Below are 26,637 nucleotides of genomic sequence, written 5' to 3'. Positions count from 1 at the left end.
TATTACGCAAAATGCGACTTTTTTCACTTTGTTAAAAGCAACAATAAATAGTGCATTTTGTCTTATCCCTTGTTTATCAATTTTGGAAACGGTTTCTAAAATTAACATAATTGTGCACAATAAATGATTTCTTTTTGTGAATATATTCTTGAAGGTCTAGACAATTGACGAATGTAAACGCTATAATTGTTTCATAGTTAATGCACTTATTTATAACTTTTATATTATCTCAGAGGAGTTGTTGGAAATGGCCCAAAAGAATATTGTTGTCGTTGGTGCCGGCTTCGCTGGCGTTTACGCCACCAAGCATCTGGCCAAGCATTTCAAAAAGGATTCCAACGTTAAAATCACGCTGATCGACAAGCATTCGTACTTCACCTACATGACGGAGTTACATGAAATTGCCGCCAACCGGGTGGATGCAACCGCCATTCAGTATGATTTACAACGTTTATTCTGCCGTCGCAAGAACGTTCAATTAGTGACGGATACGGTTAAGTCAATTAACCGAACCGATAAAAAGGTCGTTACAGAACACGGTTCGTTTGATTACGACTATGTCATCTTAGGCATTGGCTCACAGCCGAACGATTTCGGCACACCTGGTGTCAAAGAACATGGATTCACCTTGGGGTCTTGGGAACAGGCCGTAGCCCTTAAAGAACACATTGAAAAATCTGTTCGTGCAGGTGCTATCGAAACCGACCCAGACAAACGTAAAGCATTGTTGTCGTTTGTTGTCGTTGGTTCCGGGTTCACCGGTACTGAAACGATTGGCGAAATGCGCGACTGGCGTGACCAATTGGCCAAGGATAACAAACTTGATCCAACTGAAATCAAGTTTACCTTGATGGAAATGGCGCCAACCATCATGAACATGTTGGACCGCCGCGATGCCGATAAAGCGGAACGTTACATGACCAAACGTGGTATCAAGATCATGAAGAACACCGGTGTTGTCGGTGTCCATGAAGATCACGTTGACCTCAAAGACGGCTCCACCTTCCCAACTTGCACGTTAATTTGGACTGCCGGTGTTAAAGCAACGGATCAAGCCGCCAACTTCGGTTTGGAACAAGGTCGTGCCGGCCGAATCAAAGTAAATGGTAGATTGCAAATTTAATCCGAATTTTTGGACAAATTTGTCAGCATAACCTGATACGGTGTTTGCCAGTCGAGTATTTTAAGCGGTCGCTGGTTAATTTGGAGTAACGTCGTCGTTAAATCTTGAGCACTAATGTGTTCAAAACGAGTCCCTTTAGGATAAAAATAACGTAAATTCCGATTAAAGCGTTCATTACTACCACGTTCAGCTGGCGTATAAGCATGGCAGTAATAGGTCTTAATACCATATTGTGATTCAAGTGATACTAGCCCACTAAACTCAGTGCCACGGTCCACAGTAAAGCTGTGCACCGGACCATTAAAAGTGGTTAGGAACTTAGTTAGTGCTTCATTAACAGTCACTGTCGTCCGATCTTTTAACCGGTATGCCCAAAGGAACCGTGATTTTCGATCGATTAAAGTTAATAAAACTGCCTTACTATGCCCACGAGGACCAACGACTGTATCTAGTTCAAAATCGCCGATGCGATTACGTTGATTAATCATCATGGGACGCTGTTCAATTGATCGCCCCAAAGATTGATTATATTTGGATCGTTGGTCAACGTTACGCCGTTGGCGTACGCCATGTTCAGGTAGATCATTCAAGGAGAAATCAATTCTCTCCTGATTTAGCCAATTATAAATAGATTTAGTAGCTAGTTTAAATTCGTGAGCAATCATTCCTGGTGACCAGCTTAGACGTAAATGGTTGAGAATTTTTTGCTTTAACTCATCGCTCAGCTTAGTTTTCCGACCACATCGTGATCGCTTGTATTCGGCATCTGTTTGTGCTAATTCAGCCTGATAAGGTTGACATCGAGATAATTCATAAGAAATTGTTGACGGTGATCGGTTCAGCCGAACGCCCATTTGGATATTGGACAGCCCTAGTTCACAAAAGGTTTCGATTTTAATTCGTTCGGAATAGGTTATAGTAGATTGTAAAATTAATCCGAACGCTGTTCGGACAAAAAAGATCAGCTTCCTTTAAAATGGTGTTTACAACAAACCCATCTTTTAGGAGCTGATCTTTTGTCTAGTATAACCTATTCCGAACGAATTAAAATCGAAACCTTTTGTGAACTAGGGCTGTCCAATATCCAAATGGGCGTTCGGCTGAACCGATCACCGTCAACAATTTCTTATGAATTATCTCGATGTCAACCTTATCAGGCTGAATTAGCACAAACAGATGCCGAATACAAGCGATCACGATGTGGTCGGAAAACTAAGCTGAGCGATGAGTTAAAGCAAACAATTCTCAACCATTTACATCTAAGCTGGTCACCAGGAATGATTGCTCACGAATTTAAACTAGCGACTAAATCTATTTATAATTGGCTAAATCAGGGGAGAATTGGTTTCTCCTTGAATGATCTACCTGAACATGGCGTACGCCAACGGCGTAACGTTGACCAACGATCCAAATATAATCAATCTTTGGGGCGATCGATTGAACAGCGTCCCATGATGATTAATCAACGTAATCGCATCGGTGATTTTGAACTAGATACCGTCGTTGGCCCTCGTGGGCATAGTAAGGCAGTTTTATTAACTTTAATCGATCGCAAATCACGGTTCCTTTGGGCATATCGGTTAAAGGACCGAACGACAGCGAGTGTTAATGAAGCACTGACTAAGTTCCTAACAACTTTTAATGGACCGGTGCACAGTTTTACTGTGGACCGTGGTACTGAGTTTAGTGGGCTAGTATCATTTGAATCACAATATGGTATTAAGACCTATTACTGTCATGCTTATACGCCAGCTGAACGTGGTAGTAATGAACGCTTTAATCGGAATTTACGTTATTTTTATCCTAAGGGGACTCGTTTTGAGCACATTAGTGCTCAAGATTTAACGACGACGTTACTCCAAATTAACCAGAGACCGCTTAAAATACTTGACTGGAAAACACCGTATCAGGTTATGCTGACCAATTTGTCCAAAAATTCGGATTAAATTTGCAATCTACCTTATACTAGACAAAAGATCAGCTCCTAAAAGATGGGTTTGTTGTAAACACCATTTTAAAGGAAGCTGATCTTTTTTGTCCGAACAGCGTTCGGATTAATTTTACAATCTACCAAATAAGTACACTCAATCAGAAGATCCAAACATCTTTGTTGTTGGTGACGTATCCTTACTTGATGAAGACGGTTCCGGTAAGGGTCAACCACAAATTGTCCAAGGTGCCGAGGAAACAGCTCAAGCTGCCGTTTCCAACATCATTAACACAGAGGATGGCAAACCATTAGTCGAATTCAAGCCGAACTATTCAGGATTCATGGTTTCCTTGGGTTCTCAATATGGGGTTGCCAACTTGATGGGCAAGATTCACCTATCTAACTTCTGGGCCATTTTAATGAAGCATTTGGTTAATATCCTCTACTTCATTCAAGTTTACTCAGCCTACTACCTCTTCCAGTACTGCATGCATGAGTTCTTCCGGACCCGTCATAATCGGAATCTCTTCCGCGGTCACATTTCTCGTCAAGGTAACGTACTATGGACTGTCCCTGCACGGATTTTCCTAGGTATGATGTGGTTGGTTGATATTTGGCCAAAGATTCAGGGCAAAGGCTCATGGTTCTTGCCTAAGCTGCGGTTACCATTCTCATGGTTAAAGCCAGCAACAACTAGCGGTGCTAGTGCTGCTGGATCTGGTGGTGGCGGTGCTGTGGCTACCAGTGCAGCTAGCGGTGCAAGTGGCGCAGCAAGTACCACGGCTACTGCAAATCCAACAATGTTCTCTCTTTCCTACGATTACGGTCATGATCCACAGATGGTCTTCTCAAAGATGCCACACTGGTTCCAAGCCGTAACTCAAGTATTTGTTCCAAACCAGCAAACGGCCTTCTTCATGCAAAAGTTTATGACCATTATTGAAATCTTTATTGGGGTTTGTTTGGTTCTCGGTTTGTTCACCTGGGTGATGTCAGCTGCTTCAGCAGCCATGGTTGTTGTCTTCAGTCTTAGTGGCATGTTCTACTGGGTTAACATGTGGATCTTCTTCGTCGCAATTGCCTGCATGAACGGTTCTGGTCGTGCGTTTGGTCTCGACAAGTGGGTAGTGCCTTACCTACAACGGGTCTTCGGCAAGTGGCGATATGGAACTCCGAAAGCCTTGTATGGCAGCGATGTCATGAAGTAATCATTCATAGCTTATATTGTCAGTGGTAGAGTTCTAGGGTAGACTTGCCCTAGGGCTCTTTTTTGGAACAGAGTGATGCCGTAGCCCGACTTGAGAGCATTTTGAAAAATATGTCCCTACTTATTGGTACCACTAACCCCGTTTTCGGTTTGATGTTACTGATTAATTGATATGCCTCAAGGTAGTGGATTCGGTCAGAGATAAAGTTCCGTGATAGCACCACTAAGTAGCGCTTTGGGCTACTCAGTGGTGCTGGACGAGCTTTGAGACCGGTGTTGGGGCTCAAACCGGTCCCATGGAACGGCATCTCTGACCGAAGTAACGGCAGGCGTCCAACTCTATAGGTAAATATGTAACAGTTTTAATAATGAAAGAAAGTGTGATTACGTGAAGCTTTCTCCCACAGTCAAGCGGTATTTGAAAATGATCCGACCGTTTGACATCATCATCGTGACCCTACTGATTATCGGATCCTTCATCCCCCTGATGGTCTTCACCACTAGCCAACATCACCAGGCAGCCGCTCAAACAACGGCCAAAAGTCACGAAGTGTATACCGCTGTGGTTTCCCACAATGGTCATGTACTTAAACGGATTCGGTTAACTGGGCATCAAGGTAAAACACGTTATCATTTCACAATGGGTCACGGTGCCTATAACGACACGTTGGTTACTGATAATCGTATTCAAATCAGTGATGCCAACTGTCCCGATCAAATTTGTGTTCACCACTCAGCGATCAGCAAACCTGGTCAAACCATCGTTTGTCTGCCGCACAAGGTGTTGGTAGAAGTGAAGAGTTCAAACGGTGCCACACACAGCAACTCTACGGGAGGACTTGTTAAACCATGAATGTTCAGTCATCAAGAACACGACAGTACATCTACATTGCCCTCTTATGCGCTCAGGGCGTGATTATCGGTTTACTTGAACGAATGATCCCGTTTCCGTTTGCATTCGCACCAGGCGCAAAATTAGGCCTTTCAAACATTATTACCCTGGTTTCATTATTCACGATGCCCGTTGGCGACAGCTTTTTGCTCATGAGTATGCGTTTGCTGTTGACGACCTTGCTTGGTGGTACCGTGGCCACCTTTATGTATAGTGCAGCTGGTGCCCTTCTATCTTGGCTGGGCATGCTGTTAATCAAACAGCTCGGTGAGAAACGGGTCAGCATGATTGGCATTTCGGCCAGTGGTGGAATTCTATTTAATGTCGGTCAGCTAGCTGTTGCCAGTTTGGTCGCACAAAGCTGGACCGTCATGCTCTATCTACCAATTCTAGCGGTTATCGGCATTCTTGCCGGAATTGCGATTGGCATTACTGCAAACTTTTTATTTGAACACGTCGACACACTGAGTCGACTTCGGTACGACCATCAACACTCACTAGAGAGGAACCAATCATGAAAATTCACCCAATGTGGCGTGAGTACCCGGCTCTCCAAACGGAACTTGAACAGGTGCTAACTTTAATTGATCAGAACATTACCACCAATAACGTCCCGGTAAGAGACGCTATTTTAGACATGATTAACGCCGGCGGAAAAATGTTACGGCCGGCGTACTGCCTCTTATTTTCACAATTTAAGCAAACGGATCGTCACAAAATGATTGCATTGGCCGCTGCTGTCGAAACCTTGCACACTGCAACGTTAATTCACGACGATATCATTGATGAATCTGACATGCGTCGTGGACTACCGTCTATTCAAGCAACGTTTGGCAAAGACACTGCCGTCTATGCGGGTGACTACCTCTTTACCGTTTGTTTCAAACTGCTGGCCGGTTATGCCAGTGATCTGCGCAGTGTGCAACAGGATGGCAAACATATGGAAGCCATTTTAAACGGTGAGTTAGCACAAATGTCCACACGGTATAACATGGCTATCACCATCGACCAATACCTGAACCAAGTTTCCGGCAAGACAGGTCAATTATTCGCGCTCAGCACTTTTCTCGGTGCCTATGAATCCGGCAACAGCCTACGCTTTGCCCGCAATGCTCAAACGATTGGTCTCAACATTGGGGTTGCTTTCCAGTTGTTGGACGATATCCTCGATTACACTGCCAGCAGCAGTCAGTTTGGCAAACCTGTTCAGGAAGACATGCGCCAAGGTGTTTACTCAGCACCACTGATTCTCGCCTTACGTGAAGCGCCCGATGCCTTTGCTCCTTACCTTAGCAAACGGCTAAAAATGACGGACGATGACGCCAAAGCAGTTGATCAACTCGTTCGTGACCACGGTGGTGTTGTTAAAGCACAAGAGCTAGCCAAAGATTACACTGACACTGCATTAGCCGCTATTGAGAAATTGCCGGACATGCCCGTTCGCGCCATCTTGTCACAGCTCACCAGTTCATTGTTAAATCGTCAATCCTAGCAGAATTGTTACTTTCCGATGAAGGGAGGCGCACGATACATGAGTAACGCCCTTCTGTTAGGTCGCTTTATCCCCGGAACCAGCATCATTCATCGTCTAGATCCGCGAGTTAAACTGTTAACAACGTTATACCTCATCTTAATCATTTTTCTAGCTGACAACTGGCAAACGAATTTGTTGCTATACAGCTTTGTTCTGATTGGTGTGTTGTGCGCCCGACTCAGCCTGCGCTTCTTCCTCGGCGGTCTGCGACCAATGTTCTGGCTGATAATCTTTACAGTTGCCATGCAGCTACTGTTTACTCATGGCGGCACTATTTATTGGCAATGGGGCTGGCTGATCATTTCACAAACTGGACTTCAAAATGGGCTTTACGTGTTCCTTCGTTTCGTCTTTATTGTGTTTGTCTCAACACTGCTGACGCTGACCACTGCCCCATTAGCACTAGCAGATGCTGTAGCATCATTGCTGCGCCCCTTGCGCTGGTTTCATTTTCCAGTAGATGAAGTGGCACTCATGCTTGCTTTGGCACTCAGGTTTGTACCCAACCTCATGGATGAAACCAGCCAATTAATGGCCGCACAACGTTCACGCGGCGTCGAATTTGGCGAGGGCAACGTCTTTCAACAAATGCAGGCCCTCATCCCTCTGTTAATTCCCCAATTGGTGACTAGTTTTCGACGAGCGGACGAGTTAGGCACCGCGATGGAAGCCCGTGGTTACTCTGGAACAGCCAACCGAACTAAGTTTCGAATTCAGCAATTTCATGGGCGCGATGGTGCGTTTGTCCTTATTCTACTGATCTTGACTGGACTATTAATCTTAATGCGATAAAAAAATGGATTTAACACAACGACAAATTGTGTTAAATCCATTTTTAAATCTCTATTCCCTGCCTGTGACTTTCTTCAGCCATTCGTATAATCGATACTGGAATGGCTTGACCGGTTTGGTAAACGCACCCAGCATCTCCTGTGTCACACCGGTAAATGACTGTTTGAATCCAAGCACACCATCGGACCCATCAAACATGCCAGATACCCCATAAAAATTATATAACGGTACATGATTTTCAATTGCCACATGAATCATATGATTCTGGACCATGTAAGGGGCGTAGAAGTTCTTAAATTCTTCATTTGTGAAACTGAACATGTAGGCAATTTCCTGTGGCTGGATAAAGAACATCCCTCCGGACAGAATGGTCGACTGACCATCCTCACGTTTAAAGCCTTCAGCCTCTTTAATCCGCTTTTCATGCTGACTAATTTGGTCACTCAGTTCACGCCGCTGGCTCTTAATATGCTTGTTATTTGGCTTATCCTTTAATTTAGCATCTAAGCCGTCAACCCGTTCTTGTAACTTATCAGCTTGTTTTTGCTGATTAGCAATGTACGTGTCGAAGTTCAGTTCAGCCACGATAAACTGAACTTTGTCGCCATAAGCTTTGTAGGTCGCTTGATAGTAGTCCAACGTTTTATCATTAAAGTTCAACCGTTCCGCTGTGGCCTCGGTATATTGTTTAAATTGTGGCAGCTCATCATAATCCAACTGACGCAATTTAATGCCAAATTGTTTCGTTTTCTTCAACGCATATTGGGCGTCTTTTTGATAACTGGCCACCACATTATCCGCCGTGATACCAGTCATCTTTTTAACAAACTGATAACCCAGTTCGATCGTGGAATAACCAGGTTTGACGGCTGAGTGACTAAAGCCCGCCGCCGTTAAGTTTGCAATGGCATCCTGATTAGGTGTAGCAATAACCTTGCCATCATCATCAAATTCACGACTGATCACGTTTGGCAACCAACGCAATACCAAACCATGGTGTTGCTTGGCGTAATTGACCATCCCGTCAGTCATTACTTTAACCAGCTCTGCGTTGCCATAATCCATCATTGGCCCACCGTTGACTTCAAACAAATAACCCATCCGTAATTTTTCAGACGTCAATAAGGCCGCGGCAACCACCTGCCCGTGTTCATTAGTGACCCCAACGTATGTCGCGTCGATGTTACGCCGACTCAGCACTTCTTTTTGTTCTGGTGTTTGCGTGTAACTGCCTTGTGGATGCTGTTGCTCAAAAGCGTAATAAGTATCTTTATCGAGTTCTTTAAAATTCATGATTGTGATAATAATTGCCCCACTTCAAAAAGGTTAAATACTCCTATATATTAGCATATTTGCCATTGAACGAAACTATCGTCAGTTAAATTTTAAAACGATCAAACCAAAACTACTTAGCCGCATGTCTAAACGGAAATTGTCGATGCATGTACAGAGATCTTAGTACCGGAATCTTCGGAATTATCAGCACAGCCACCGTTGTTAACACAACTCTGTAAACAATTACAACAACAACACCAATTAACGCATTACTGTGTGTTGATAAAAGTTGAAATAAACTGCCACCGATTTTTATGGTGTGGCAAATTCTATAATTAATCCGAACAGAAATTAAAAAGCCCAAAGTAATCACTTACAATGGTAGTAGCTAATTCCAACCAATATAGGGAGTGATTACTTTGGGTACATCTACTTTATCACGTTTTCAACGTGGCGCACTAGCACAACTGGTCAATGAGGGGAATAAATCTTACCAAGTAATGGCTGACGCCTTAGGCGTCGCCAAAGCTACGATTAGCTATGAGTTGGACCGGGTTAAACCTTATGATCCAGAATTAGCTCAGCAAGATGCAGATCGCAAAAGGCGGAATTGCGGTCGTCGTTCGATGCTGACGGCAGCATTAGCGACTTTAATTACCAATCACTTACGATTAACCTGGTCACCAGAAACCATTGCGGCCGCTTATAACTTGAGCACTGCGTCAATTTATAATTGGCTTAATCGTGGCTGGCTCCCCTTCAAATTGACTGATCTACCCAATCGGAATGTCCGCCAGCACCGAGTGAGCGAAAATCGTGGGAAATTTACAAGTGGGACTTCCATCGAACAACGGCCAACAACTGTTAATCAACGGTTAGCTTTTGGTCATTGGGAAGTAGATACGGTGCTTTCTAGTCGAAGTGAGTCACGATCATGTCTGGTTACATTCGTAGAACGTAAGACCCGACTTCTATGGGCCATCAAAGCCCCTAATAGAACGGCTAAGGCTCTAAACACCGCCTTTGGCAAGTTTATGGGGGCCTTCGGTCCCCAAGTAAAATCCATTACTGTTGATCATGGTAAAGAGTTTGCCAATTATCAGGCCTTAGAACAGGATTATCAGATCAAAGTTTATTTTTGCCATCCATATTCACCATGGGAGCGAGGTTCCAATGAATATTTTAATAGACGGTTACGCTGGTTCTTCCCGAAAAAGACCAATTTTAGCCAAGTAACGACTGATGAGATCCTAGCAGCACTTGAACTAATTAATCAACGACCATTAAAAATACATCATCAACAGACTGCCATTGAAAGATTCCGGGCTTGTTCGGATTAAACTTGTAATTTGCCGTGTCCAAATCAATAACGTGAACACACATGACGATAAGTGATTCCCGGCCAAACAGAGTTAACCACCCGAGATGATGAATGTACGCAGCCAATCCTTTAGAAACGATAATTAGCACGAAGCTAGCGCCGCACGCTCCGACAATAGCTAAAAAGATATTGTTTGCATACGCAACATTAAGGTAGAAAAAGCCTGACCAAACAGAAGCGCTCCATAAAGCTATGCCTAATACCAATTGCCATATTTTCCAGTTTTCAACAATATCATATTTCCGTAACATATAACCAAAGGTATAAAAGATCTGACTAATAAGCGCAGCATTGATGGACCAAGGCAATAAAACAATTCTTGCCGTAACAAAGCCTACTATCGCAAGAATTATTGAAATGACATATAAACCTATCATTTGATGCTTCCATCTCTTTATCAATAATAATATTGAATTAAAAATCACATTGCCGACAAACATTGCCAGTAAAAACCAAATTGCACCAATTGCTGGAACCATAATGCCATTAGTACCACCTAATTGCGTATTGGTGCCCACACCGTAAACGGCCGCCAAAAGTGCGTAGTGACCATTACCTATTCCTTGAATCTCGCGAATACTTGGAAAATGGAACGCAAACCAAGAAATAATAATAATAATTACAGCTGTAGCAGCATAGGGCAATAAGATGTTGTTGTTTAAACCACTAAAGAGTCTCTTATACTGACGAGATTTAAATAAATAGCCAGATAATACAAAGAATATTGGTACATGCACTGCAAATAGAATTCTGGCAAAGTCAGAAAAAGTATATGTATATGGTAGATTGCAAATTTAATCCGAATTTTTGGACAAATTGGTCAGCATAACCTGATACGGTGTTTTCCAGTCAAGTATTTTAAGCGGTCTCTGGTTAATTTGGAGTAACGTCGTCGTTAAATCTTGAGCACTAATGTGCTCAAAACGAGTCCCCTTAGGATAAAAATAACGTAAATTCCGATTAAAGCGTTCATTACTACCACGTTCAGCTGGCGTATAAGCATGACAGTAATAGGTCTTAATACCATATTGTGATTCAAATGATACTAGCCCACTAAACTCAGTACCACGGTCCACAGTAAAACTGTGCACCGGTCCATTAAAAGTTGTTAGGAACTTAGTCAGTGCTTCATTAACACTCGCTGTCGTTCGGTCCTTTAACCGATATGCCCAAAGGAACCGTGATTTGCGATCGATTAAAGTTAATAAAACTGCCTTACTATGCCCACGAGGGCCAACGACGGTATCTAGTTCAAAATCACCGATGCGATTACGTTGATTAATCATCATGGGACGCTGTTCAATCGATCGCCCCAAAGATTGATTATATTTGGATCGTTGGTCAACGTTACGCCGTTGGCGTACGCCATGTTCAGGTAGATCATTCAAGGAGAAACCAATTCTCCCCTGATTTAGCCAATTATAAATAGATTTAGTCGCTAGTTTAAATTCGTGAGCAATCATTCCTGGTGACCAGCTTAGATGTAAATGGTTGAGAATTGTTTGCTTTAACTCATCGCTCAGCTTAGTTTTCCGACCACATCGTGATCGCTTGTATTCGGCATCTGTTTGTGCTAATTCAGCCTGATAAGGTTGACATCGAGATAATTCATAAGAAATTGTTGACGGTGATCGGTTCAGCCGAACGCCCATTTGGATATTGGACAGCCCTAGTTCACAAAAGGTTTCGATTTTAATTCGTTCGGAATAGGTTATACTAGACAAAAGATCAGCTCCTAAAAGATGGGTTTGTTGTAAACACCATTTTAAAGGAAGCTGATCTTTTTTGTCCGAACAGCGTTCGGATTAATTTTACAATCTACTAAGAAGCTAAATGACAATCCGAACAATAAAATTGTCCGAAATAATTTCTTATGTAGTCCCATTATTAAACTCCGCCCCTTCAATAATTATTAAACACACTGTCATAATAATATGTAAGCGTTTAGAAGAACAGCTTAACCTGTCAAAGTACATATAATTGCTAACTTGTACTGATATTAGAAACCTGAATGGTACCCTCTAATAAATAAACAAAAAAACACCCCTCCAGATAAAGCGGACAAGAAATTATCCGTTCTGTCTAAAGAGGTATCAAAAATTCTCTAAAATTCACGCATCTCATATAATCAAGTTGTCACATCGAATCGTTGTCTACATGAGATTCATGTGCTCACTTCACTATACCGTTCTTCGTAGATTTATCGATATGCAACTCCTGATTGTGAAATTGTCCATCCATCTACGTTTCCAGAGGTCGCCATTGATCCGTTACTGTATAGGTAATACCAATTATCATTAATAAACTGCCAACCAACGCACATTGAACCGCTACCAGACAGATAGTACCAATTGCCGTTTATGAAGACCCAACCGTTTTCCATGGCACCAGAATCTGTAAGGTAATACCAACTTTGATTAATCAATTGCCACCCAGTTTGCATGCCACCATTCCCGAGAAAATACCAGTTGTTGTTGACAAATTGCCAACCAGTGGTCATTGCACCAGATTGGTTAAGGTAATACCACACGTTATTTTTAAGCAACCAACCTGTTACCATACTCAGTAATCCATCAGGCTGATTTACGCTACGATCGTCATTATAATACACACCGCTTAAATCGCCGAACCCTCTGAAATAGTACCAATTATTATTAATGTTTTGCCAAGTTCCATTGGGATAACTGCCTGTCGCATCATAACCATTTGCGTCAAAATAATACCAGTTACTGCCTAAAAACTGCCAGCCAGTCAACGTGCCTCTCTGTGAATCAATGTAACTATATGGAAATTGTCTATTTTCCCAAAAATGTGTGACGCCAGCAACTGAAGGCGTCTGCCAACCATATTTCCATGTATTTAGGTCTTTTGACCATAAATACCATTTGCCATGTGAAGATATCCACTGGTCTCCTAAGCCCGCTGCTGACGCCTTCCCGGAAACCGTTGGAACAAATAAAACAGCAATAACTGCAATTATTTCAAGCAAACTCAAAATGTGTTTCTTTCCTATTCTCATTACAACATCCTCATTAGTCCAATCAAAAATTGCTTACTCTAAATTTAGATCTATCATTGTTGCCACGCACCACTTTGATTGTCTAATTTGTACCAGGTTCCATTGACGTCTGTCCACCCTGTATGCATCCAACCACTGTTATCAAAATAATACCATGTATTGCCAGTTTGAGCCCAACCTGTATACATCCAACCATTCGCTGACAATAGATACCAACGGCCAGCGTCATTTAACCAACCAGTTTGCATTCGTCCAGATTGATTAAAGTAGTACCATGTACCATTTATGTTAGTCCAACCGGTTTGCATCTCTCCTCTAGAATTTGAATAATACCAAGAACCATCGACATTTATCCAGCCTGTTTGTAGTGCTCCAGAGCCATTTAAATAATACCAGAGACCACTATTGTTAATCCATCCAGTTTGAACTGCACCACTCGAGCTTAGATAATACCAGCTTCCGTTAACATCCTTCCACCCTGTTTGCATTCGACCGGTGTTATCAAATAAATACCAAGTGTTCCCTACCTGCGCCCAACCTGTATACATCCAACCGTTAGATGATAACAAATACCAGGAATTATTATCATTTAGCCAACCAGTCTGTAATCTGCCAGAAGCATCAAAATGATACCAAGTTCCGTTTATATCTACCCAGCCAGTTTGAAGTATCCCACGATGATTCGTGTAATACCATGAACCATTGTCATTAATCCATCCAACCTTTAAATCGCCTTTATTGCCTGGCAAATTCTATAATTAATCCGAACAGAAATTAAAAAGCCCAAAGTAATCACTTACAATGGTAGTAGCTAATTCCAACCAATATAGGGAGTGATTACTTTGGGTACATCTACTTTATCACGTTTTCAACGTGGCGCACTAGCACAACTGGTCAATGAGGGGAATAAATCTTACCAAGTAATGGCTGACGCCTTAGGCGTCGCCAAAGCTACGATTAGCTATGAGTTGGACCGGGTTAAACCTTATGATCCAGAATTAGCTCAGCAAGATGCAGATCGCAAAAGGCGGAATTGCGGTCGTCGTTCGATGCTGACGGCAGCATTAGCGACTTTAATTACCAATCACTTACGATTAACCTGGTCACCAGAAACCATTGCGGCCGCTTATAACTTGAGCACTGCGTCAATTTATAATTGGCTTAATCGTGGCTGGCTCCCCTTCAAATTGACTGATCTACCCAATCGGAATGTCCGCCAGCACCGAGTGAGCGAAAATCGTGGGAAATTTACAAGTGGGACTTCCATCGAACAACGGCCAACAACTGTTAATCAACGGTTAGCTTTTGGTCATTGGGAAGTAGATACGGTGCTTTCTAGTCGAAGTGAGTCACGATCATGTCTGGTTACATTCGTAGAACGTAAGACCCGACTTCTATGGGCCATCAAAGCCCCTAATAGAACGGCTAAGGCTCTAAACACCGCCTTTGGCAAGTTTATGGGGGCCTTCGGTCCCCAAGTAAAATCCATTACTGTTGATCATGGTAAAGAGTTTGCCAATTATCAGGCCTTAGAACAGGATTATCAGATCAAAGTTTATTTTTGCCATCCATATTCACCATGGGAGCGAGGTTCCAATGAATATTTTAATAGACGGTTACGCTGGTTCTTCCCGAAAAAGACCAATTTTAGCCAAGTAACGACTGATGAGATCCTAGCAGCACTTGAACTAATTAATCAACGACCATTAAAAATACATCATCAACAGACTGCCATTGAAAGATTCCGGGCTTGTTCGGATTAAACTTGTAATTTGCCGCCTAAAAAAGACCAATTTCCACCATCATCTATCCAGCCTGTTTGCATACTGCCAGAAGCGTCAAAATGATACCAAGTTCCGTCAATATCTTTCCATCCATATGACCGTTTTCCATTACCATCTATGTAATACCAGCTCCCAGATTCGTCAATCCAACCCGACCGACCATTAGCGAAAAGATAATCGGTACTCATATTATCCAAATATTTTTGCCCTAAATACTTTGCTTCATCGTCACTCATATAGCTGCTTAGTTTAAATTCAACGTTAGTCCATCCGCTACCTGTTCCGACAGAAACAGCATAAACCTCAGGCGCCAATATGGACTTAATATGTCCCAAGCCTCCAACTGCCCAGCCCATTAGATCCATTTGAATAAAATTTGTTATTGTTTCATTATCGTCAATGGAATAGTTAATAATTTCTCCATTATAGCCACCGTTATACCCATTGAATGAATTGCCATTAGCAAATTTGCCATTTGCATGTTGCTGAACCGCCTGCTCTTCACTCGAACTATTGTGGACCCCTTGTGCATAACTGGAATCATCAAGGCCTCTAACGGGCGGTAATCCAACAACATGTCGGGCATAATTCAACTGAAATAAGATACCGTTGGGTGTGTCATTAATTTCTGGTGAATTGTTATTATGAAAATAAATAACATTTGTTTGTGCAGCCTGAACCGATACGTCAGTTGTGCTAATCATCATACCTGTCACTGTCAGTGCTAAAGCTGTGGCAGAAATGGCGTACACCCAAGAATTTTTGATTCGATGTTTCATATTCAATAAACTCCTATCATTTTATCCAGTCAAACACTGAATCTTAAATACATGTAAAACCTATTATCTGGATGTAAGTTTAACATTAGGTAAATAAAAATGCATTTAGATAAGGCACTAGCAACACGCTATACAGGCCAGCCCGAGCAATCAATTATGATATTTTATCGGTCCATATGCTCCATTTTTGACCGTATTACAATAATGATTGCAATTTTCATATCATCAGTAATTTAAAATAAATGAAGGATTATAAAAGTTTGAACTTTATTTACTATTTTATTAAGCTCATATGCTTAACCAAGAATTGCCTGGTCATCACAGACAACCTCTTTAATAAAAATATTTTTATCTTCAATATTGAGCAGAACTTCAGTAGAATCAGACGTAGGATACCGCCGATTTCTTATATTATCTTGAAACTTGGTCGTAGAAGGATAAAGCAATGGCGATATCCTTGTATTGCGTTTAAACACAATACAGCTTACAGAAAGAAAAATCTGTTATCGACCATGTCTTTTTACATGACCAACAACAGATATAATAGAACTCTTTTTCTTCACAGCGATACAAAAAGACATTACTGACAGTGGTTGAATCGGCATACGTTGACACGGAGTCATTTAGTAGCAACAAAAAAGACTTACCAGAAGTAAGTTCAAATCGTTAATTATGCCGCCGGTGGGGGTCGAACCCACACTCCCGGTAAAAGGAACTGGATTTTGAGTCCAGCGCGTCTGCCAATTCCGCCACAGCGGCAAGCTATGAAATTCTGTTACACGCCCTTCGACGTGAAAGGTGGTAACCGGATTTGAACCGGTGATGAAGGTTTTGCAGACCTCTGCCTTACCACTTGGCTATACCACCATAATGGAGCAAATCCAAAGTTGGGATAGCTGGATTCGAACCAGCGCATGACGGAGTCAAAGTCCGTTGCCTTACCACTTGGCTATATCCCAATAAAAAGGGCGGTATGTGAGAATCGAACTCACGCGTGCTGGATCCACAAACCAGTGTGTTAACCACTTCACCAATACCGCCATAATATTTAAATAAGCAGGGATAGCAGGAATCGAACCCGCACCGGCGGTTTTGGAGACCGACGTTCTACCGTTAAACTATATCCCTATAATGGCGGAAGTTGGATTCGAACCAACGAACCTTTCGGGGCGGTTTTACAGACCGCTGCGTTTAGCCACTTCGCTATTCCGCCATACTCTGAAATGGCGCGGGACGGAATCGAACCGCCGACACATGGAGCTTCAATCCATTGCTCTACCGACTGAGCTACCGAGCCATACCAAATTTGGTATTTAAAAATTTACAATAAACAACGGTCCCAACGAGACTCGAACTCGTGATCTCCTGCGTGACAGGCAGGCGTCCTAACCAACTGGACCATGGGACCATCATTAAATGGAAGATACAGGGCTCGAACCTGTGACCCTCTGCTTGTAAGGCAGACGCTCTCCCAACTGAGCTAATCTTCCAAAATATTAAAAATTGACCCCTACGGGATTCGAACCCATGTTACCGCCGTGAAAGGGCGGTGTCTTAAACCACTTGACCAAGGGGTCATATAAAACGGAGAGTAAGGGATTCGAACCCTTGAAGCAGGTTGTTACCCGCTTACATCATTTCCAGTGATGCTCCTTCGGCCAACTCGGACAACTCTCCATTTTTAATTTTAAACTCCGGCAGGCGGGCTCGAACCGTCGACAACCTGATTAACAGTCAGGTGCTCTACCAACTGAGCTATGCCGGAATAATATGCATGGCGACGACCTACCCTCGCAGGGAGCGATCCCCCAACTACTCTTGGCGCGACGAAGCTTAACTTCCGTGTTCGGCATGGGAACGGGTGTATCCTTCGTGCCATCATCACCACACTCTGAGCGTTATCCACTCAAAACTGAATCATGATCTTCTTTTCTTTAACCGGACCACCACTTCGTGGTTAAGTCCTCGACCGATTAGTACTAGTCCGCTCCATGTGTCGCCACACTTCCACTTCTAGCCTATCTACCTCATCATCTCTGAGGGGTCTTACTTCCATATAGGAATGGGAAATCTCATCTCGAGGCGAGTTTCACACTTAGATGCTTTCAGCGTTTATCTCATCCATACATAGCTACCCAGCGATGCGCCTGGCGGCACAACTGGTACACCAGCGGTATGTCCATCCCGGTCCTCTCGTACTAAGGACAGCTCCTCTCAAATTTCCTGCGCCCGCGACGGATAGGGACCGAACTGTCTCACGACGTTCTGAACCCAGCTCGCGTACCGCTTTAATGGGCGAACAGCCCAACCCTTGGGACCGACTACAGCCCCAGGATGCGATGAGCCGACATCGAGGTGCCAAACCTCCCCGTCGATGTGGACTCTTGGGGGAGATGAGCCTGTTATCCCCAGGGTAGCTTTTATCCGTTGAGCGATGGCCCTTCCATACGGTACCACCGGATCACTAAGCCCGACTTTCGTCCCTGCTCGACCTGTCTGTCTCACAGTCAAGCTCCCTTGTGCCTTTACACTCTACAAATGATTTCCAACCATTTTGAGGGAACCTTTGGGCGCCTCCGTTACCTTTTAGGAGGCGACCGCCCCAGTCAAACTGCCTACCTGACACTGTCTCCCGCCACGCTAAGTGGCGCGGGTTAGAGTGGCCGTATAACAAGGGTAGTATCCCACGGTTGCCTCCTTCGAGACTAGCGTCCCGAGCTCTACGGCTCCTACCTATCCTGTACAAGTTATACAGACACCCAATATCAAGCTACAGTAAAGCTCCATGGGGTCTTTCCGTCCTGTCGCGGGTAACCCGCATCTTCACGGGTAATATAATTTCACCGAGTCTCTCGTTGAGACAGTGCCCAGATCGTTACGCCTTTCATGCGGGTCGGAACTTACCCGACAAGGAATTTCGCTACCTTAGGACCGTTATAGTTACGGCCGCCGTTCACTGGGGCTTCAATTCTGAGCTTCGCTTACGCTAACCCATCCTTTTAACCTTCCAGCACTGGGCAGGCGTCAGCCCCTATACGTCATCTTACGATTTTGCAGAAACCTGTGTTTTTGATAAACAGTCGCCTGGGCCTTTTCACTGCGGCTGCACTTGCGTGCAGCACCCCTTATTCCGAAGTTACGGGGTCATTTTGCCGAGTTCCTTAACGAGAGTTCACTCGCTCACCTGAGGATACTCTCCTCGACTACCTGTGTCGGTCTGCGGTACGGGTAATTAAACTCTAACTAGAAGCTTTTCTCGGCAGCGTGACATCAACGACTTCCCTACTTAAATTTCGGTCCTCGTCACAGCTCAATGTTAAAGAAACAAGCATTTAACTCATCTCACACCTCACTGCTTGACCGGACATTTCCAATCGTCCGGATCGTTTAGCCTTCTGCGTCCCTCCATTGTTCAAACAAGTTTAACTAGTACAGGAATCTCAACCTGTTTTCCATCGACTACGCCTTTCGGCCTCGCCTTAGGTCCCGACTAACCCTGGGTGGACGAGCCTTCCCCAGGAAACCTTAGTCATTCGGTGGATCAGATTCTCACTGATCTTTCGCTACTCATACCGGCATTCTCACTTCTATGCGCTCCACCAGTCCTTACGATCTGGCTTCACCGCCCATAGAACGCTCTCCTATCGCGCCACTTACGTGGCACCCACAGTTTCGGTAATATGCTTAGCCCCGGTACATTTTCGGCGCAGAATCACTCGACTAGTGAGCTATTACGCACTCTTTAAATGGTGGCTGCTTCTGAGCCAACATCCTAGTTGTCTGTGCAACTCCACATCCTTTTCCACTTAGCATATATTTAGGGACCTTAACTGGTGATCTGGGCTGTTCCCCTTTCGACGGTGGATCTTATCACTCATCGTCTGACTCCCGGATAACACATCAATGGCATTCGGAGTTTATCTGAATTCAGTAACCCATGACGGGCCCCTAGTTCAAACAGTGCTCTACCTCCATGATGATTCATCCGAGGCTAGCCCTAAAGCTATTTCGGAGAGAACCAGCTATCTCCAAGTTCGTTTGGAATTTCACCGCTACCCACACGTCATCCCAGCCTTTTTCAACAGACACGGGTTCGGCCCTCCGGTGCGTATTACCGCACTTTCAGCCTGCACATGGGTAGGTCACCTGGTTTCGGGTTTACTTCAACATACTTAGTCGCCCATTTCAGACTCGCTTTCGCTACGGCTCCGGTCTTTCCACCTTAACCTTGCATGTTAACGTAACTCGCCGGTTCATTCTACAAAAGGCACGCTATCACCCATTAACGGGCTCTAACTACTTGTAGGCACACGGTTTCAGGAACTATTTCACTCCCCTTCCGGGGTGCTTTTCACCTTTCCCTCACGGTACTGGTCCACTATCGGTCACTAGGGAGTATTTAGCCTTACGGGATGGTCCCCGCAAATTCCGACGGAATTTCACGTGCTCCGCCGTACTCAGGATCCTGAACTGAGGGACTTTGATTTCGTCTACGTGGCTCTCACACCCTATGGCGACGTTTCCCAACGTCTTCGACTATCAAGGTCTTTGGTAACTCAAATGTTCAGTCCTACAACCCCAAACTGCAAGCAGCTTGGTTTGGGCTGTTCCCCGTTCGCTCGCCGCTACTTAGGGAATCGATTTTTCTTTCTGCTCCTGTTGCTACTTAGATGTTTCAGTTCACAACGTCTACCTTCAACTAGAGTATGTATTCCCCTAGTGATAATCAGCGGTTAAACTGATTGGGTTTCCCCATTCGGAAATCTCCGGATCAAAGCTTACTTACAGCTCCCCGAAGCATATCGGTGTTAGTCCCGTCCTTCATCGGCTCCTAGTGCCAAGGCATCCACCGTGCGCCCTTTATAACTTAACCTAACAGTTCATATGAACTGCGGTTATGAGTTTAGCGATAAACAATTTAACTTGTTAAAAAACTCAAAAACGCGGTGTTCTCGGTTTAAATAATAAAAAGAATCATGATTCAGTTTTCAATGTACAACGTTTCAGTTGGTCACTTGCGTGACCAATGGAGAATAACGGGATCGAACCGTTGACCCCCTGCTTGCAAAGCAGGTGCTCTCCCATCTGAGCTAATTCCCCATGTTGTCTTCAGGCTTGATCGATGGGCACAAGTGGACTCGAACCACCGACCTCACGCTTATCAGGCGTGCGCTCTAACCAGCTGAGCTATGCGCCCAATCTTTTGTTTGAGGTAAATCCCTCAAAACTGAACAACGTTTCCACTAATGTGTAAGGTTCCGATTTGTTTCCTTAGAAAGGAGGTGATCCAGCCGCAGGTTCTCCTACGGCTACCTTGTTACGACTTCACCCTAATCATCTGTCCCACCTTAGGCGGTTGGCTCCCGAAGGTTACCCCACCGACTTTGGGTGTTACAAACTCTCATGGTGTGACGGGCGGTGTGTACAAGACCCGGGAACGTATTCACCGCGGCATGCTGATCCGCGATTACTAGCGATTCCGACTTCGTGTAGGCGAGTTGCAGCCTACAGTCCGAACTGAGAATGGCTTTAAGAGATTTGCTTGGCCTCGCGACTTCGCTGCTCGTTGTACCATCCATTGTAGCACGTGTGTAGCCCAGGACATAAGGGGCATGATGATTTGACGTCGTCCCCACCTTCCTCCGGTTTGTCACCGGCAGTCTCATTAGAGTGCCCAACTTAATGCTGGCAACTAATCATAAGGGTTGCGCTCGTTGCGGGACTTAACCCAACATCTCACGACACGAGCTGACGACAACCATGCACCACCTGTCTTTCCGTCCCCGAAGGGAACGTCCGATCTCTCGGATTAGCAGAAGATGTCAAGCCCTGGTAAGGTTCTTCGCGTAGCTTCGAATTAAACCACATGCTCCACCGCTTGTGCGGGTCCCCGTCAATTCCTTTGAGTTTCAACCTTGCGGTCGTACTCCCCAGGCGGAATACTTATTGCGTTAGCTGCGGCACTAAGGGGCGGAAACCCCCTAACACCTAGTATTCATCGTTTACGGCATGGACTACCAGGGTATCTAATCCTGTTTGCTACCCATGCTTTCGAGCCTCAGCGTCAGTTACAGACTAGGTAGCCGCCTTCGCCACTGGTGTTCTTCCATATATCTACGCATTCCACCGCTACACATGGAGTTCCACTACCCTCTTCTGCACTCAAGTTATCCAGTTTCCGATGCCCTTCTCCGGTTAAGCCGAAGGCTTTCACATCAGACTTAAATAACCGCCTGCACTCCCTTTACGCCCAATAAATCCGGATAACGCTTGCCACCTACGTATTACCGCGGCTGCTGGCACGTAGTTAGCCGTGGCTTTCTGGTTAAATACCGTCACTATCTGAACAGTTACTCTCAGATACGTTCTTCTTTAACAACAGAGTTTTACGAGCCGAAACCCTTCTTCACTCACGCGGCGTTGCTCCATCAGGCTTGCGCCCATTGTGGAAGATTCCCTACTGCTGCCTCCCGTAGGAGTCTGGGCCGTGTCTCAGTCCCAATGTGGCCGATCAGCCTCTCAGCTCGGCTATGCATCATTGCCTTGGTAAGCCGTTACCTTACCAACTAGCTAATGCACCGCGGGTCCATCCTAAAGTGATAGCCGAAACCATCTTTCAAGCGAAAACCATGTGGTTTTCGTTGTTATGCGGTATTAGCATCTGTTTCCAAATGTTATCCCCCACTTTAGGGCAGGTTACCCACGTGTTACTCACCCGTTCGCCACTCACTTCAATGTCTCGTCAATCAGGTGCAAGCACCGTCAATCAAAAACCGAAGTGCGTTCGACTTGCATGTATTAGGCACGCCGCCAGCGTTCATCCTGAGCCAGGATCAAACTCTCAAATTAATGAGTTATTTGAAATAGCTCCTGTTTTGTTGTTACTTGGTTATAAAGTGAATTGACTTCACAATTGTAATTGCTTCGAACTTTCGTTCAAAGACCCTATACATTTGATTCGTCGAAACGTTGTTCAGTTTTCAAAGATCTACTTCGTTGCCTCAAGACAACTTTTATACTATATCACTTGGCTCATTATGAGTCAAGTGTTTTTGTTAGGAAATAATTTCGCTATCGCTTGTCGCTCAAGCACTCCCTGACAACATAAGCTATATTATCAAAGCGTCTTATTGTGGTCAAGCACAAATCTGACTAAATACTACTCAAACACTTGCTCCACAATTGGGATACACGTAGTAAGTGTGTGTTAATTCAACAAATCGTTCGGAAAAGATAACGTATCTCGTTTCAGAGGACCTTATTAACTCGTAAATATCGATACTAGTCTTGTGCGTTAACAGTAAAATGACGAACAAAAAAAGATTCCACAAAACGTGGAATCTTTTTAAATTACTTCGATTTACTTAACTCTGGTGCGTCAGTCTTGTAGTCACTCGACGTTGATTTACCACCATTTTTAGCTTGTACACTGGTAGGATTATCCTTTTGCTCCTGTTTCAACCGTGAATTTGTAGAAGATACCGAGTAATTGTAATCACTCTTATTGACCTTCTTAAAGCCCGTTGGTGTGTAGAAACGTAACAAATCACGTGTCATGATTTTATCCGACAGTCCCAGCACCGTATTAACATGATCCTGATCGGACGTAACTTGCTTCTTTTGAGATGCTGTCAGATCAAGTAACTTACCCGTTGCCGTGTCGTAAACCTGACTACCAACCTTTGTATACTGCGGTGTCACAAAATTGCCATCCCTAAATGGTACAATCTGGTTCCGTTGTGTGGAGAGTAAATCTTGCCCCATCATAATGTAGTTGCCCGTTGTTTTAATTCCCAGCAGATCCATCATGGTCGGCAATGCATCGATTTCACCACCATAAGTATGGTTAACACCACCTTGAACAGCAGGCGCATGAATCATAAATGGCACCTTCTGGAACATGGCTAAATCATAATTAGTAACTTTCTTCTTACCTAACAGCTTGGCAATGGCAGGACGATGGTTATTTGAAATACCATAATGATCGCCATAGACAACTATCATAGAGTTATCGTAGAGGTTAACCTTCTTCAAGTAGTTAATGAATTCACCAAATGCTTGATCAAGGTAATGCGCTGTTACAACATAACCATCAACCGTATTATCACCAGTATCCGTCTTCGGGAACGAAGAGTCTTTCTTACCCAATAGATATGGATAGTGGTTCGTTACCGAAATCACCTTAGCATAGAACGGTTGAGGTAATTGCTGAATATACTTCGCCGAATCCTTCAGGAAAATCTTATCCTTCAGCCCGTAACCCACGTTATAACTTGGCTTATCTGCATTAGGATAAAACGACTTACTAAAGAAGTTCTGATAACCCCAAGACTTGTAAGTGTTGTCACGGTTCCAGAAACTTGGCACATCCCCATGCATAGCCGCCGTAGTATACCCGTGTTGCGCAAGAATGGCTGGTGCCGCTTGGAACGTATTAGAAGTACCATAACTGATCATTGCGGAACCAGTCGGTAACCCATATAACGAGTTTTCCATCATCATTTCGGCATCAGAGGTCTTCCCCTGCGCCACTTGATGGAAGAAGTTATCAAATGACAACGTGTTCTGATCTTTATAGAACGCATTGATATTTGGCGTAACTTCCTGCCCTTTGTATTTATAGTTAATCAGAAATTGTTGGAAACTCTCCAAATGGAAAACAAAGACGTTCTTACCCTGTTCTTTACCAAAGTATTGAAAATTTTCACCAGCAGGGTTGTTCTTCAAGTACTTTTGCACTGACTTCATATCAGCTTTCGAAGCCTGGCTCCGACTAGTTGCCTGTTGATGCGTCTGATAGGCATTAAAAGCCGCATATTCATTTAACCCCAGATATTTAACAATATAGTTGTTGTCAAACGTCCGTGTTAACAAACCTGAACGATCTTTTACGGACAAGCCATAATCCACCATCATCAACGCAATAGAGAAAATTGTCATTGTGACTGCAAAACGTTTCTTCAATGGCCGTTTATCTACTTTGATCAGCTTTGTTAACAGTAAGATGATCAATACCAGTACATCCAGATAGACAAACAAATCTGAAAAATGCAAAATACCAGCCAACGATTTTCCCAAATTGTTATCGACCGAACCAGACCCTTTGACAATCCCAATCGATAGAAAGTCTGAGAACTCACGATAATAGAGAATATTTGCGAACAACCATGTCGTCTGTAATGCGTCAATAATCAGCATTAACCAATATGACAACTTGCCGCGGAAATATAACGCAATCCCAAACAGCAATAAGGCCGTCGGCAGCGGATTTAACGCCAGAATAAATTGCTGAATCGGTGATTCAACACCCAGTGTAAATTTGGTTCGATACGCGATATACGTCTTTAACCAAAACAGTGCCGTCATTAAAAAGAAGAAACCGAGGGTCGTATTTAGCTTGGCATAAAGACCCTTGAAGAATTTCGCCATGTGTCTGTCCTCCACGTCGCTGATATAACAAGTGTTATCAGTGACTGTAATCAATTCCTGTTACTTATTTTGTTGCTTAAATGAACCTTAACTCAACAAGTCAATATTATAAACGAGCCCCGCACAATTACAAACATTGGCGGGGTTCTTCATAAATTCTTAGTTGTCCGGATAATTTAAAAGACGGCTTTAAACTCTGTCAGCGCATCATACACTGCTACTGCCACCATATCCATGTTGTCATAACAAAAAGCTGGGGCTGTTCTGGCATCTTGTACTGTCCACTCACCAGTCGTTTGATTCAGTGTCACTTTGCATACTTCAACACCAAACTGTTCAAAATAACGCGTCTGCTCTTCACTACGATGATCAAACTGCATCGCCCGCAAACGGCGAATAATGCTTTCCAATAACGTACTTGTTTCTTCACTCATTGTTTATCCTTTGTTCGATTCAGAAATCGATGGCGTTTGACCGGTTCCTCAGTAACTTTATCTGGCTTTAACGCCATCGCCCACATACCTGAAAACATCCCCAAGTAGTAGGTAATTACCCGCCATAGAATCATGGCTAGCACTAGCTTTGAACGACTAGTCACGTAGCTGGCAAACAACGCCTCAAAACTAAATTCGGCACCGCCTGCACCACCAGGGATTGGGAACAGCGAGATCACCATCACAATCAACACATGGAGCGCCGTAACCATCAACACATTAACATGATTATAACCCAGCGACAACATAATGAAGTATGGAATCAAATAGTAGACTGCCAACTGTGCTAGCGTAAGCAAGGCCACGTGTACCATCAATCGCCACTGGGACTTAATTCTGACACTCTCTAAATAGAAGGAATCAATCTTTTCATCAAGACTAACCCGCCATTCTTCGTAACGCTCGGGCTTCACAAACCATCGCATCGGCTTCATCAGTAAATTCACCATTCGTTTGGTAAACGAATGCCAGAACATAATCATGAGTAAGCCTAAAATCACAACTAAGTGAATCAAAAAACCGAACACCACGAATAACGCTAGATAGTGTAACTTAGCGGCCAAGTATTGAAAGCCAATGGCTAGCGCAATTAAAAAATTAATCACGATCATCGCCTGATAGACGACAAACTTCATTAATAGCACTGAACTAGCACGACCACCGTCAACACCAGTTTGAATCATGGCCACCAACTGTGCTGGCTGACCACCACTCGAAAATGGCGTGATTCCATTAAAGAGTTGCTCAATCAGTGGAATTCTAACCGCATCTTTAAATGTAAAACCACTTATCCGGTCATTGACAAACACTTGAACGATACGTGATTCAATTAGCAGGTAGCCCACCATGCAAGCAATCGCAATCAAAAGCCACCAGCCATTAATATGCAATAAATCATGAAGCAATTGTGTCAGGGCCACATTGCGCAACGAGTACGCAAAGATTCCCAGCCCAATAATGACCATCACGATTAATACAATTCGATTCCGTCGGGACAT

17 protein-coding genes, 14 tRNA genes, 3 rRNA genes and 2 pseudogenes are annotated in these 26,637 nt (G+C 43.9%); 9 read left to right on the top strand and 27 right to left on the bottom strand.

Annotated features, from left to right (window positions below):
* Positions 1 to 247: 247 nt before the first annotated feature.
* A pseudogene (locus ABUE36_RS05910) lies at positions 248 to 1,117 on the top strand (NAD(P)/FAD-dependent oxidoreductase); the annotation flags it as partial.
* Positions 1,118 to 1,119: 2 nt separating this feature from the next.
* On the opposite strand, the gene ABUE36_RS05905 reads toward ABUE36_RS05910, so the two are convergent.
* Positions 1,120 to 2,055, bottom strand: a complete 936-nt coding sequence (locus tag ABUE36_RS05905; RefSeq protein ID WP_421017468.1) for an IS30-like element ISLpl1 family transposase — start codon at positions 2,053 to 2,055, stop codon at positions 1,120 to 1,122.
* 84 nt (positions 2,056 to 2,139) lie between these two features.
* Here ABUE36_RS05905 and ABUE36_RS05900 point away from each other — a divergent pair, with 84 nt between their 5' ends.
* The 6 genes and pseudogenes from ABUE36_RS05900 to ABUE36_RS05875 all read left to right on the top strand — a co-directional run bounded on the left by ABUE36_RS05900 (position 2,140) and on the right by ABUE36_RS05875 (position 7,478).
* Entirely contained in the window at positions 2,140 to 3,069 is a 930-nt protein-coding gene (locus tag ABUE36_RS05900; protein WP_096109805.1) for an IS30-like element ISLpl1 family transposase, read from the top strand.
* Between the two features lie 148 nt (positions 3,070 to 3,217).
* Positions 3,218 to 4,261: pseudogene (locus ABUE36_RS05895) on the top strand (NADH dehydrogenase FAD-containing subunit); the annotation flags it as partial.
* Positions 4,262 to 4,648: 387 nt separating this feature from the next.
* A complete protein-coding gene (locus tag ABUE36_RS05890) occupies positions 4,649 to 5,113 on the top strand; it encodes a NusG domain II-containing protein (protein ID WP_017261605.1) in 465 nt (154 codons plus the stop codon).
* Entirely contained in the window at positions 5,110 to 5,670 is a 561-nt protein-coding gene (locus ABUE36_RS05885; RefSeq protein ID WP_178942707.1) for a Gx transporter family protein, read from the top strand. The genes ABUE36_RS05890 and ABUE36_RS05885 overlap by 4 nt, the downstream gene beginning before the upstream one ends.
* Positions 5,667 to 6,644 carry a polyprenyl synthetase family protein gene (locus ABUE36_RS05880; RefSeq protein WP_421017350.1) on the top strand — a complete coding sequence of 326 codons (978 nt, stop codon included), beginning with the start codon at positions 5,667 to 5,669 and terminating at the stop codon, positions 6,642 to 6,644. Before ABUE36_RS05885 ends, ABUE36_RS05880 begins: the two co-directional genes overlap by 4 nt.
* A gap of 39 nt (positions 6,645 to 6,683) precedes the next feature.
* Positions 6,684 to 7,478: an energy-coupling factor transporter transmembrane component T family protein gene (locus tag ABUE36_RS05875; protein WP_421017349.1), complete on the top strand. Its 795-nt coding sequence runs from the start codon at positions 6,684 to 6,686 to the stop codon at positions 7,476 to 7,478.
* A gap of 51 nt (positions 7,479 to 7,529) precedes the next feature.
* On the opposite strand, the gene ABUE36_RS05870 is transcribed toward ABUE36_RS05875, so the two are convergent.
* Positions 7,530 to 8,771 (bottom strand): aminoacyltransferase, encoded by a 1,242-nt coding sequence (locus tag ABUE36_RS05870; protein WP_421017348.1) that lies wholly within the window; start codon positions 8,769 to 8,771, stop codon positions 7,530 to 7,532.
* Between the two features lie 401 nt (positions 8,772 to 9,172).
* Between ABUE36_RS05870 and ABUE36_RS05865 the strand changes: the two genes are divergently transcribed.
* Positions 9,173 to 10,093: an IS30-like element ISLsa1 family transposase gene (locus ABUE36_RS05865; RefSeq protein ID WP_011373852.1), complete on the top strand. Its 921-nt coding sequence runs from the start codon at positions 9,173 to 9,175 to the stop codon at positions 10,091 to 10,093.
* Here the strand turns inward: ABUE36_RS05865 and ABUE36_RS05860 are convergent.
* The 4 genes from ABUE36_RS05860 to ABUE36_RS05845 all read right to left on the bottom strand — a co-directional run bounded on the left by ABUE36_RS05860 (position 10,023) and on the right by ABUE36_RS05845 (position 13,902).
* Positions 10,023 to 10,871: an acyltransferase family protein gene (locus tag ABUE36_RS05860; protein WP_421017347.1), complete on the bottom strand. Its 849-nt coding sequence runs from the start codon at positions 10,869 to 10,871 to the stop codon at positions 10,023 to 10,025. The genes ABUE36_RS05865 and ABUE36_RS05860 overlap by 71 nt on opposite strands.
* 57 nt (positions 10,872 to 10,928) lie before the next feature.
* Positions 10,929 to 11,858, bottom strand: a complete 930-nt coding sequence (locus tag ABUE36_RS05855) for an IS30-like element ISLpl1 family transposase (protein WP_096109805.1) — start codon at positions 11,856 to 11,858, stop codon at positions 10,929 to 10,931.
* A 476-nt stretch (positions 11,859 to 12,334) separates the two neighbouring features.
* A complete protein-coding gene (locus ABUE36_RS05850) occupies positions 12,335 to 13,153 on the bottom strand; it encodes a hypothetical protein (protein WP_421017346.1) in 819 nt (272 codons plus the stop codon).
* Between the two features lie 53 nt (positions 13,154 to 13,206).
* Positions 13,207 to 13,902, bottom strand: coding sequence for a hypothetical protein (locus ABUE36_RS05845; protein WP_421017345.1), 696 nt, complete (start codon positions 13,900 to 13,902; stop codon positions 13,207 to 13,209).
* A gap of 93 nt (positions 13,903 to 13,995) precedes the next feature.
* Here ABUE36_RS05845 and ABUE36_RS05840 point away from each other — a divergent pair, with 93 nt between their 5' ends.
* Complete coding sequence (locus ABUE36_RS05840; RefSeq protein ID WP_011373852.1) at positions 13,996 to 14,916, top strand: IS30-like element ISLsa1 family transposase; 921 nt, start codon at positions 13,996 to 13,998, stop codon at positions 14,914 to 14,916.
* Here ABUE36_RS05840 and ABUE36_RS05835 read toward each other — a convergent pair.
* The 21 genes from ABUE36_RS05835 to ABUE36_RS05735 form a co-directional block, all read right to left on the bottom strand.
* Positions 14,913 to 15,716, bottom strand: a complete 804-nt coding sequence (locus ABUE36_RS05835) for a hypothetical protein (protein ID WP_421017344.1) — start codon at positions 15,714 to 15,716, stop codon at positions 14,913 to 14,915. The genes ABUE36_RS05840 and ABUE36_RS05835 overlap by 4 nt on opposite strands.
* 673 nt (positions 15,717 to 16,389) lie before the next feature.
* A tRNA-Leu gene (locus ABUE36_RS05830) sits at positions 16,390 to 16,475 on the bottom strand.
* A 37-nt stretch (positions 16,476 to 16,512) separates the two neighbouring features.
* A tRNA-Cys gene (locus ABUE36_RS05825) sits at positions 16,513 to 16,583 on the bottom strand.
* Positions 16,584 to 16,603: 20 nt separating this feature from the next.
* Positions 16,604 to 16,675: transfer RNA gene (locus ABUE36_RS05820), tRNA-Gln, on the bottom strand.
* 8 nt (positions 16,676 to 16,683) lie between these two features.
* Positions 16,684 to 16,756: transfer RNA gene (locus ABUE36_RS05815), tRNA-His, on the bottom strand.
* Between the two features lie 17 nt (positions 16,757 to 16,773).
* Positions 16,774 to 16,844, bottom strand: a tRNA-Trp gene (locus tag ABUE36_RS05810).
* Between the two features lie 4 nt (positions 16,845 to 16,848).
* A tRNA-Tyr gene (locus ABUE36_RS05805) sits at positions 16,849 to 16,929 on the bottom strand.
* A gap of 11 nt (positions 16,930 to 16,940) precedes the next feature.
* Positions 16,941 to 17,013: transfer RNA gene (locus tag ABUE36_RS05800), tRNA-Phe, on the bottom strand.
* Between the two features lie 37 nt (positions 17,014 to 17,050).
* Positions 17,051 to 17,124, bottom strand: a tRNA-Asp gene (locus ABUE36_RS05795).
* 9 nt (positions 17,125 to 17,133) lie between these two features.
* A tRNA-Val gene (locus tag ABUE36_RS05790) sits at positions 17,134 to 17,206 on the bottom strand.
* Between the two features lie 14 nt (positions 17,207 to 17,220).
* Positions 17,221 to 17,293 (bottom strand) — tRNA-Glu (locus ABUE36_RS05785).
* Between the two features lie 8 nt (positions 17,294 to 17,301).
* Positions 17,302 to 17,393: transfer RNA gene (locus ABUE36_RS05780), tRNA-Ser, on the bottom strand.
* A gap of 15 nt (positions 17,394 to 17,408) precedes the next feature.
* Positions 17,409 to 17,481: transfer RNA gene (locus ABUE36_RS05775), tRNA-Asn, on the bottom strand.
* A gap of 7 nt (positions 17,482 to 17,488) precedes the next feature.
* Positions 17,489 to 17,605, bottom strand: a 5S ribosomal RNA gene (gene rrf / locus ABUE36_RS05770).
* A gap of 64 nt (positions 17,606 to 17,669) precedes the next feature.
* Positions 17,670 to 20,589: ribosomal RNA gene (locus ABUE36_RS05765) — 23S ribosomal RNA — on the bottom strand.
* A 154-nt stretch (positions 20,590 to 20,743) separates the two neighbouring features.
* Positions 20,744 to 20,816, bottom strand: a tRNA-Ala gene (locus ABUE36_RS05760).
* 23 nt (positions 20,817 to 20,839) lie between these two features.
* Positions 20,840 to 20,913, bottom strand: a tRNA-Ile gene (locus ABUE36_RS05755).
* A 78-nt stretch (positions 20,914 to 20,991) separates the two neighbouring features.
* Positions 20,992 to 22,565 (bottom strand): 16S ribosomal RNA (locus ABUE36_RS05750).
* The 16S, 23S and 5S rRNA genes sit together here with 14 tRNA genes alongside, the layout of an rRNA operon.
* A 501-nt stretch (positions 22,566 to 23,066) precedes the next feature.
* Positions 23,067 to 25,145: an LTA synthase family protein gene (locus tag ABUE36_RS05745; protein ID WP_421017343.1), complete on the bottom strand. Its 2,079-nt coding sequence runs from the start codon at positions 25,143 to 25,145 to the stop codon at positions 23,067 to 23,069.
* Between the two features lie 176 nt (positions 25,146 to 25,321).
* Entirely contained in the window at positions 25,322 to 25,579 is a 258-nt protein-coding gene (locus ABUE36_RS05740) for a DUF1797 family protein (protein ID WP_421017342.1), read from the bottom strand.
* Positions 25,576 to 26,637: a lysylphosphatidylglycerol synthase transmembrane domain-containing protein gene (locus ABUE36_RS05735; protein ID WP_161003788.1), complete on the bottom strand. Its 1,062-nt coding sequence runs from the start codon at positions 26,635 to 26,637 to the stop codon at positions 25,576 to 25,578. Before ABUE36_RS05735 ends, ABUE36_RS05740 begins: the two co-directional genes overlap by 4 nt.

The organism is Furfurilactobacillus cerevisiae, from assembly GCF_048961765.1.
In the GTDB taxonomy this organism is placed as follows: Bacteria; Bacillota; Bacilli; order Lactobacillales; family Lactobacillaceae; genus Furfurilactobacillus; species Furfurilactobacillus milii_A.
Note: the sequence above shows the minus strand (reverse complement) of the source record. Positions and strands in the feature narration are given on the sequence as shown.

Excerpts from the sequence above, each read along its gene's own strand:
- ABUE36_RS05885 (WP_178942707.1), top strand. The coding sequence starts at position 5,110 with ATGAATGTTCAGTCATCAAGAACACGACAGTACATCTACATTGCCCTC.
- ABUE36_RS05880 (WP_421017350.1), top strand. The coding sequence starts at position 5,667 with ATGAAAATTCACCCAATGTGGCGTGAGTACCCGGCTCTCCAAACGGAA.
- ABUE36_RS05875 (WP_421017349.1), top strand. The coding sequence starts at position 6,684 with ATGAGTAACGCCCTTCTGTTAGGTCGCTTTATCCCCGGAACCAGCATC.
- ABUE36_RS05870 (WP_421017348.1), bottom strand. The coding sequence starts at position 8,771 with ATGAATTTTAAAGAACTCGATAAAGATACTTATTACGCTTTTGAGCAA.
- ABUE36_RS05850 (WP_421017346.1), bottom strand. The coding sequence starts at position 13,153 with ATGAGAATAGGAAAGAAACACATTTTGAGTTTGCTTGAAATAATTGCA.
- ABUE36_RS05835 (WP_421017344.1), bottom strand. The coding sequence starts at position 15,716 with ATGAAACATCGAATCAAAAATTCTTGGGTGTACGCCATTTCTGCCACA.
- ABUE36_RS05745 (WP_421017343.1), bottom strand. The coding sequence starts at position 25,145 with ATGGCGAAATTCTTCAAGGGTCTTTATGCCAAGCTAAATACGACCCTC.
- ABUE36_RS05740 (WP_421017342.1), bottom strand. The coding sequence starts at position 25,579 with ATGAGTGAAGAAACAAGTACGTTATTGGAAAGCATTATTCGCCGTTTG.
- ABUE36_RS05735 (WP_161003788.1), bottom strand. The coding sequence starts at position 26,637 with ATGTCCCGACGGAATCGAATTGTATTAATCGTGATGGTCATTATTGGG.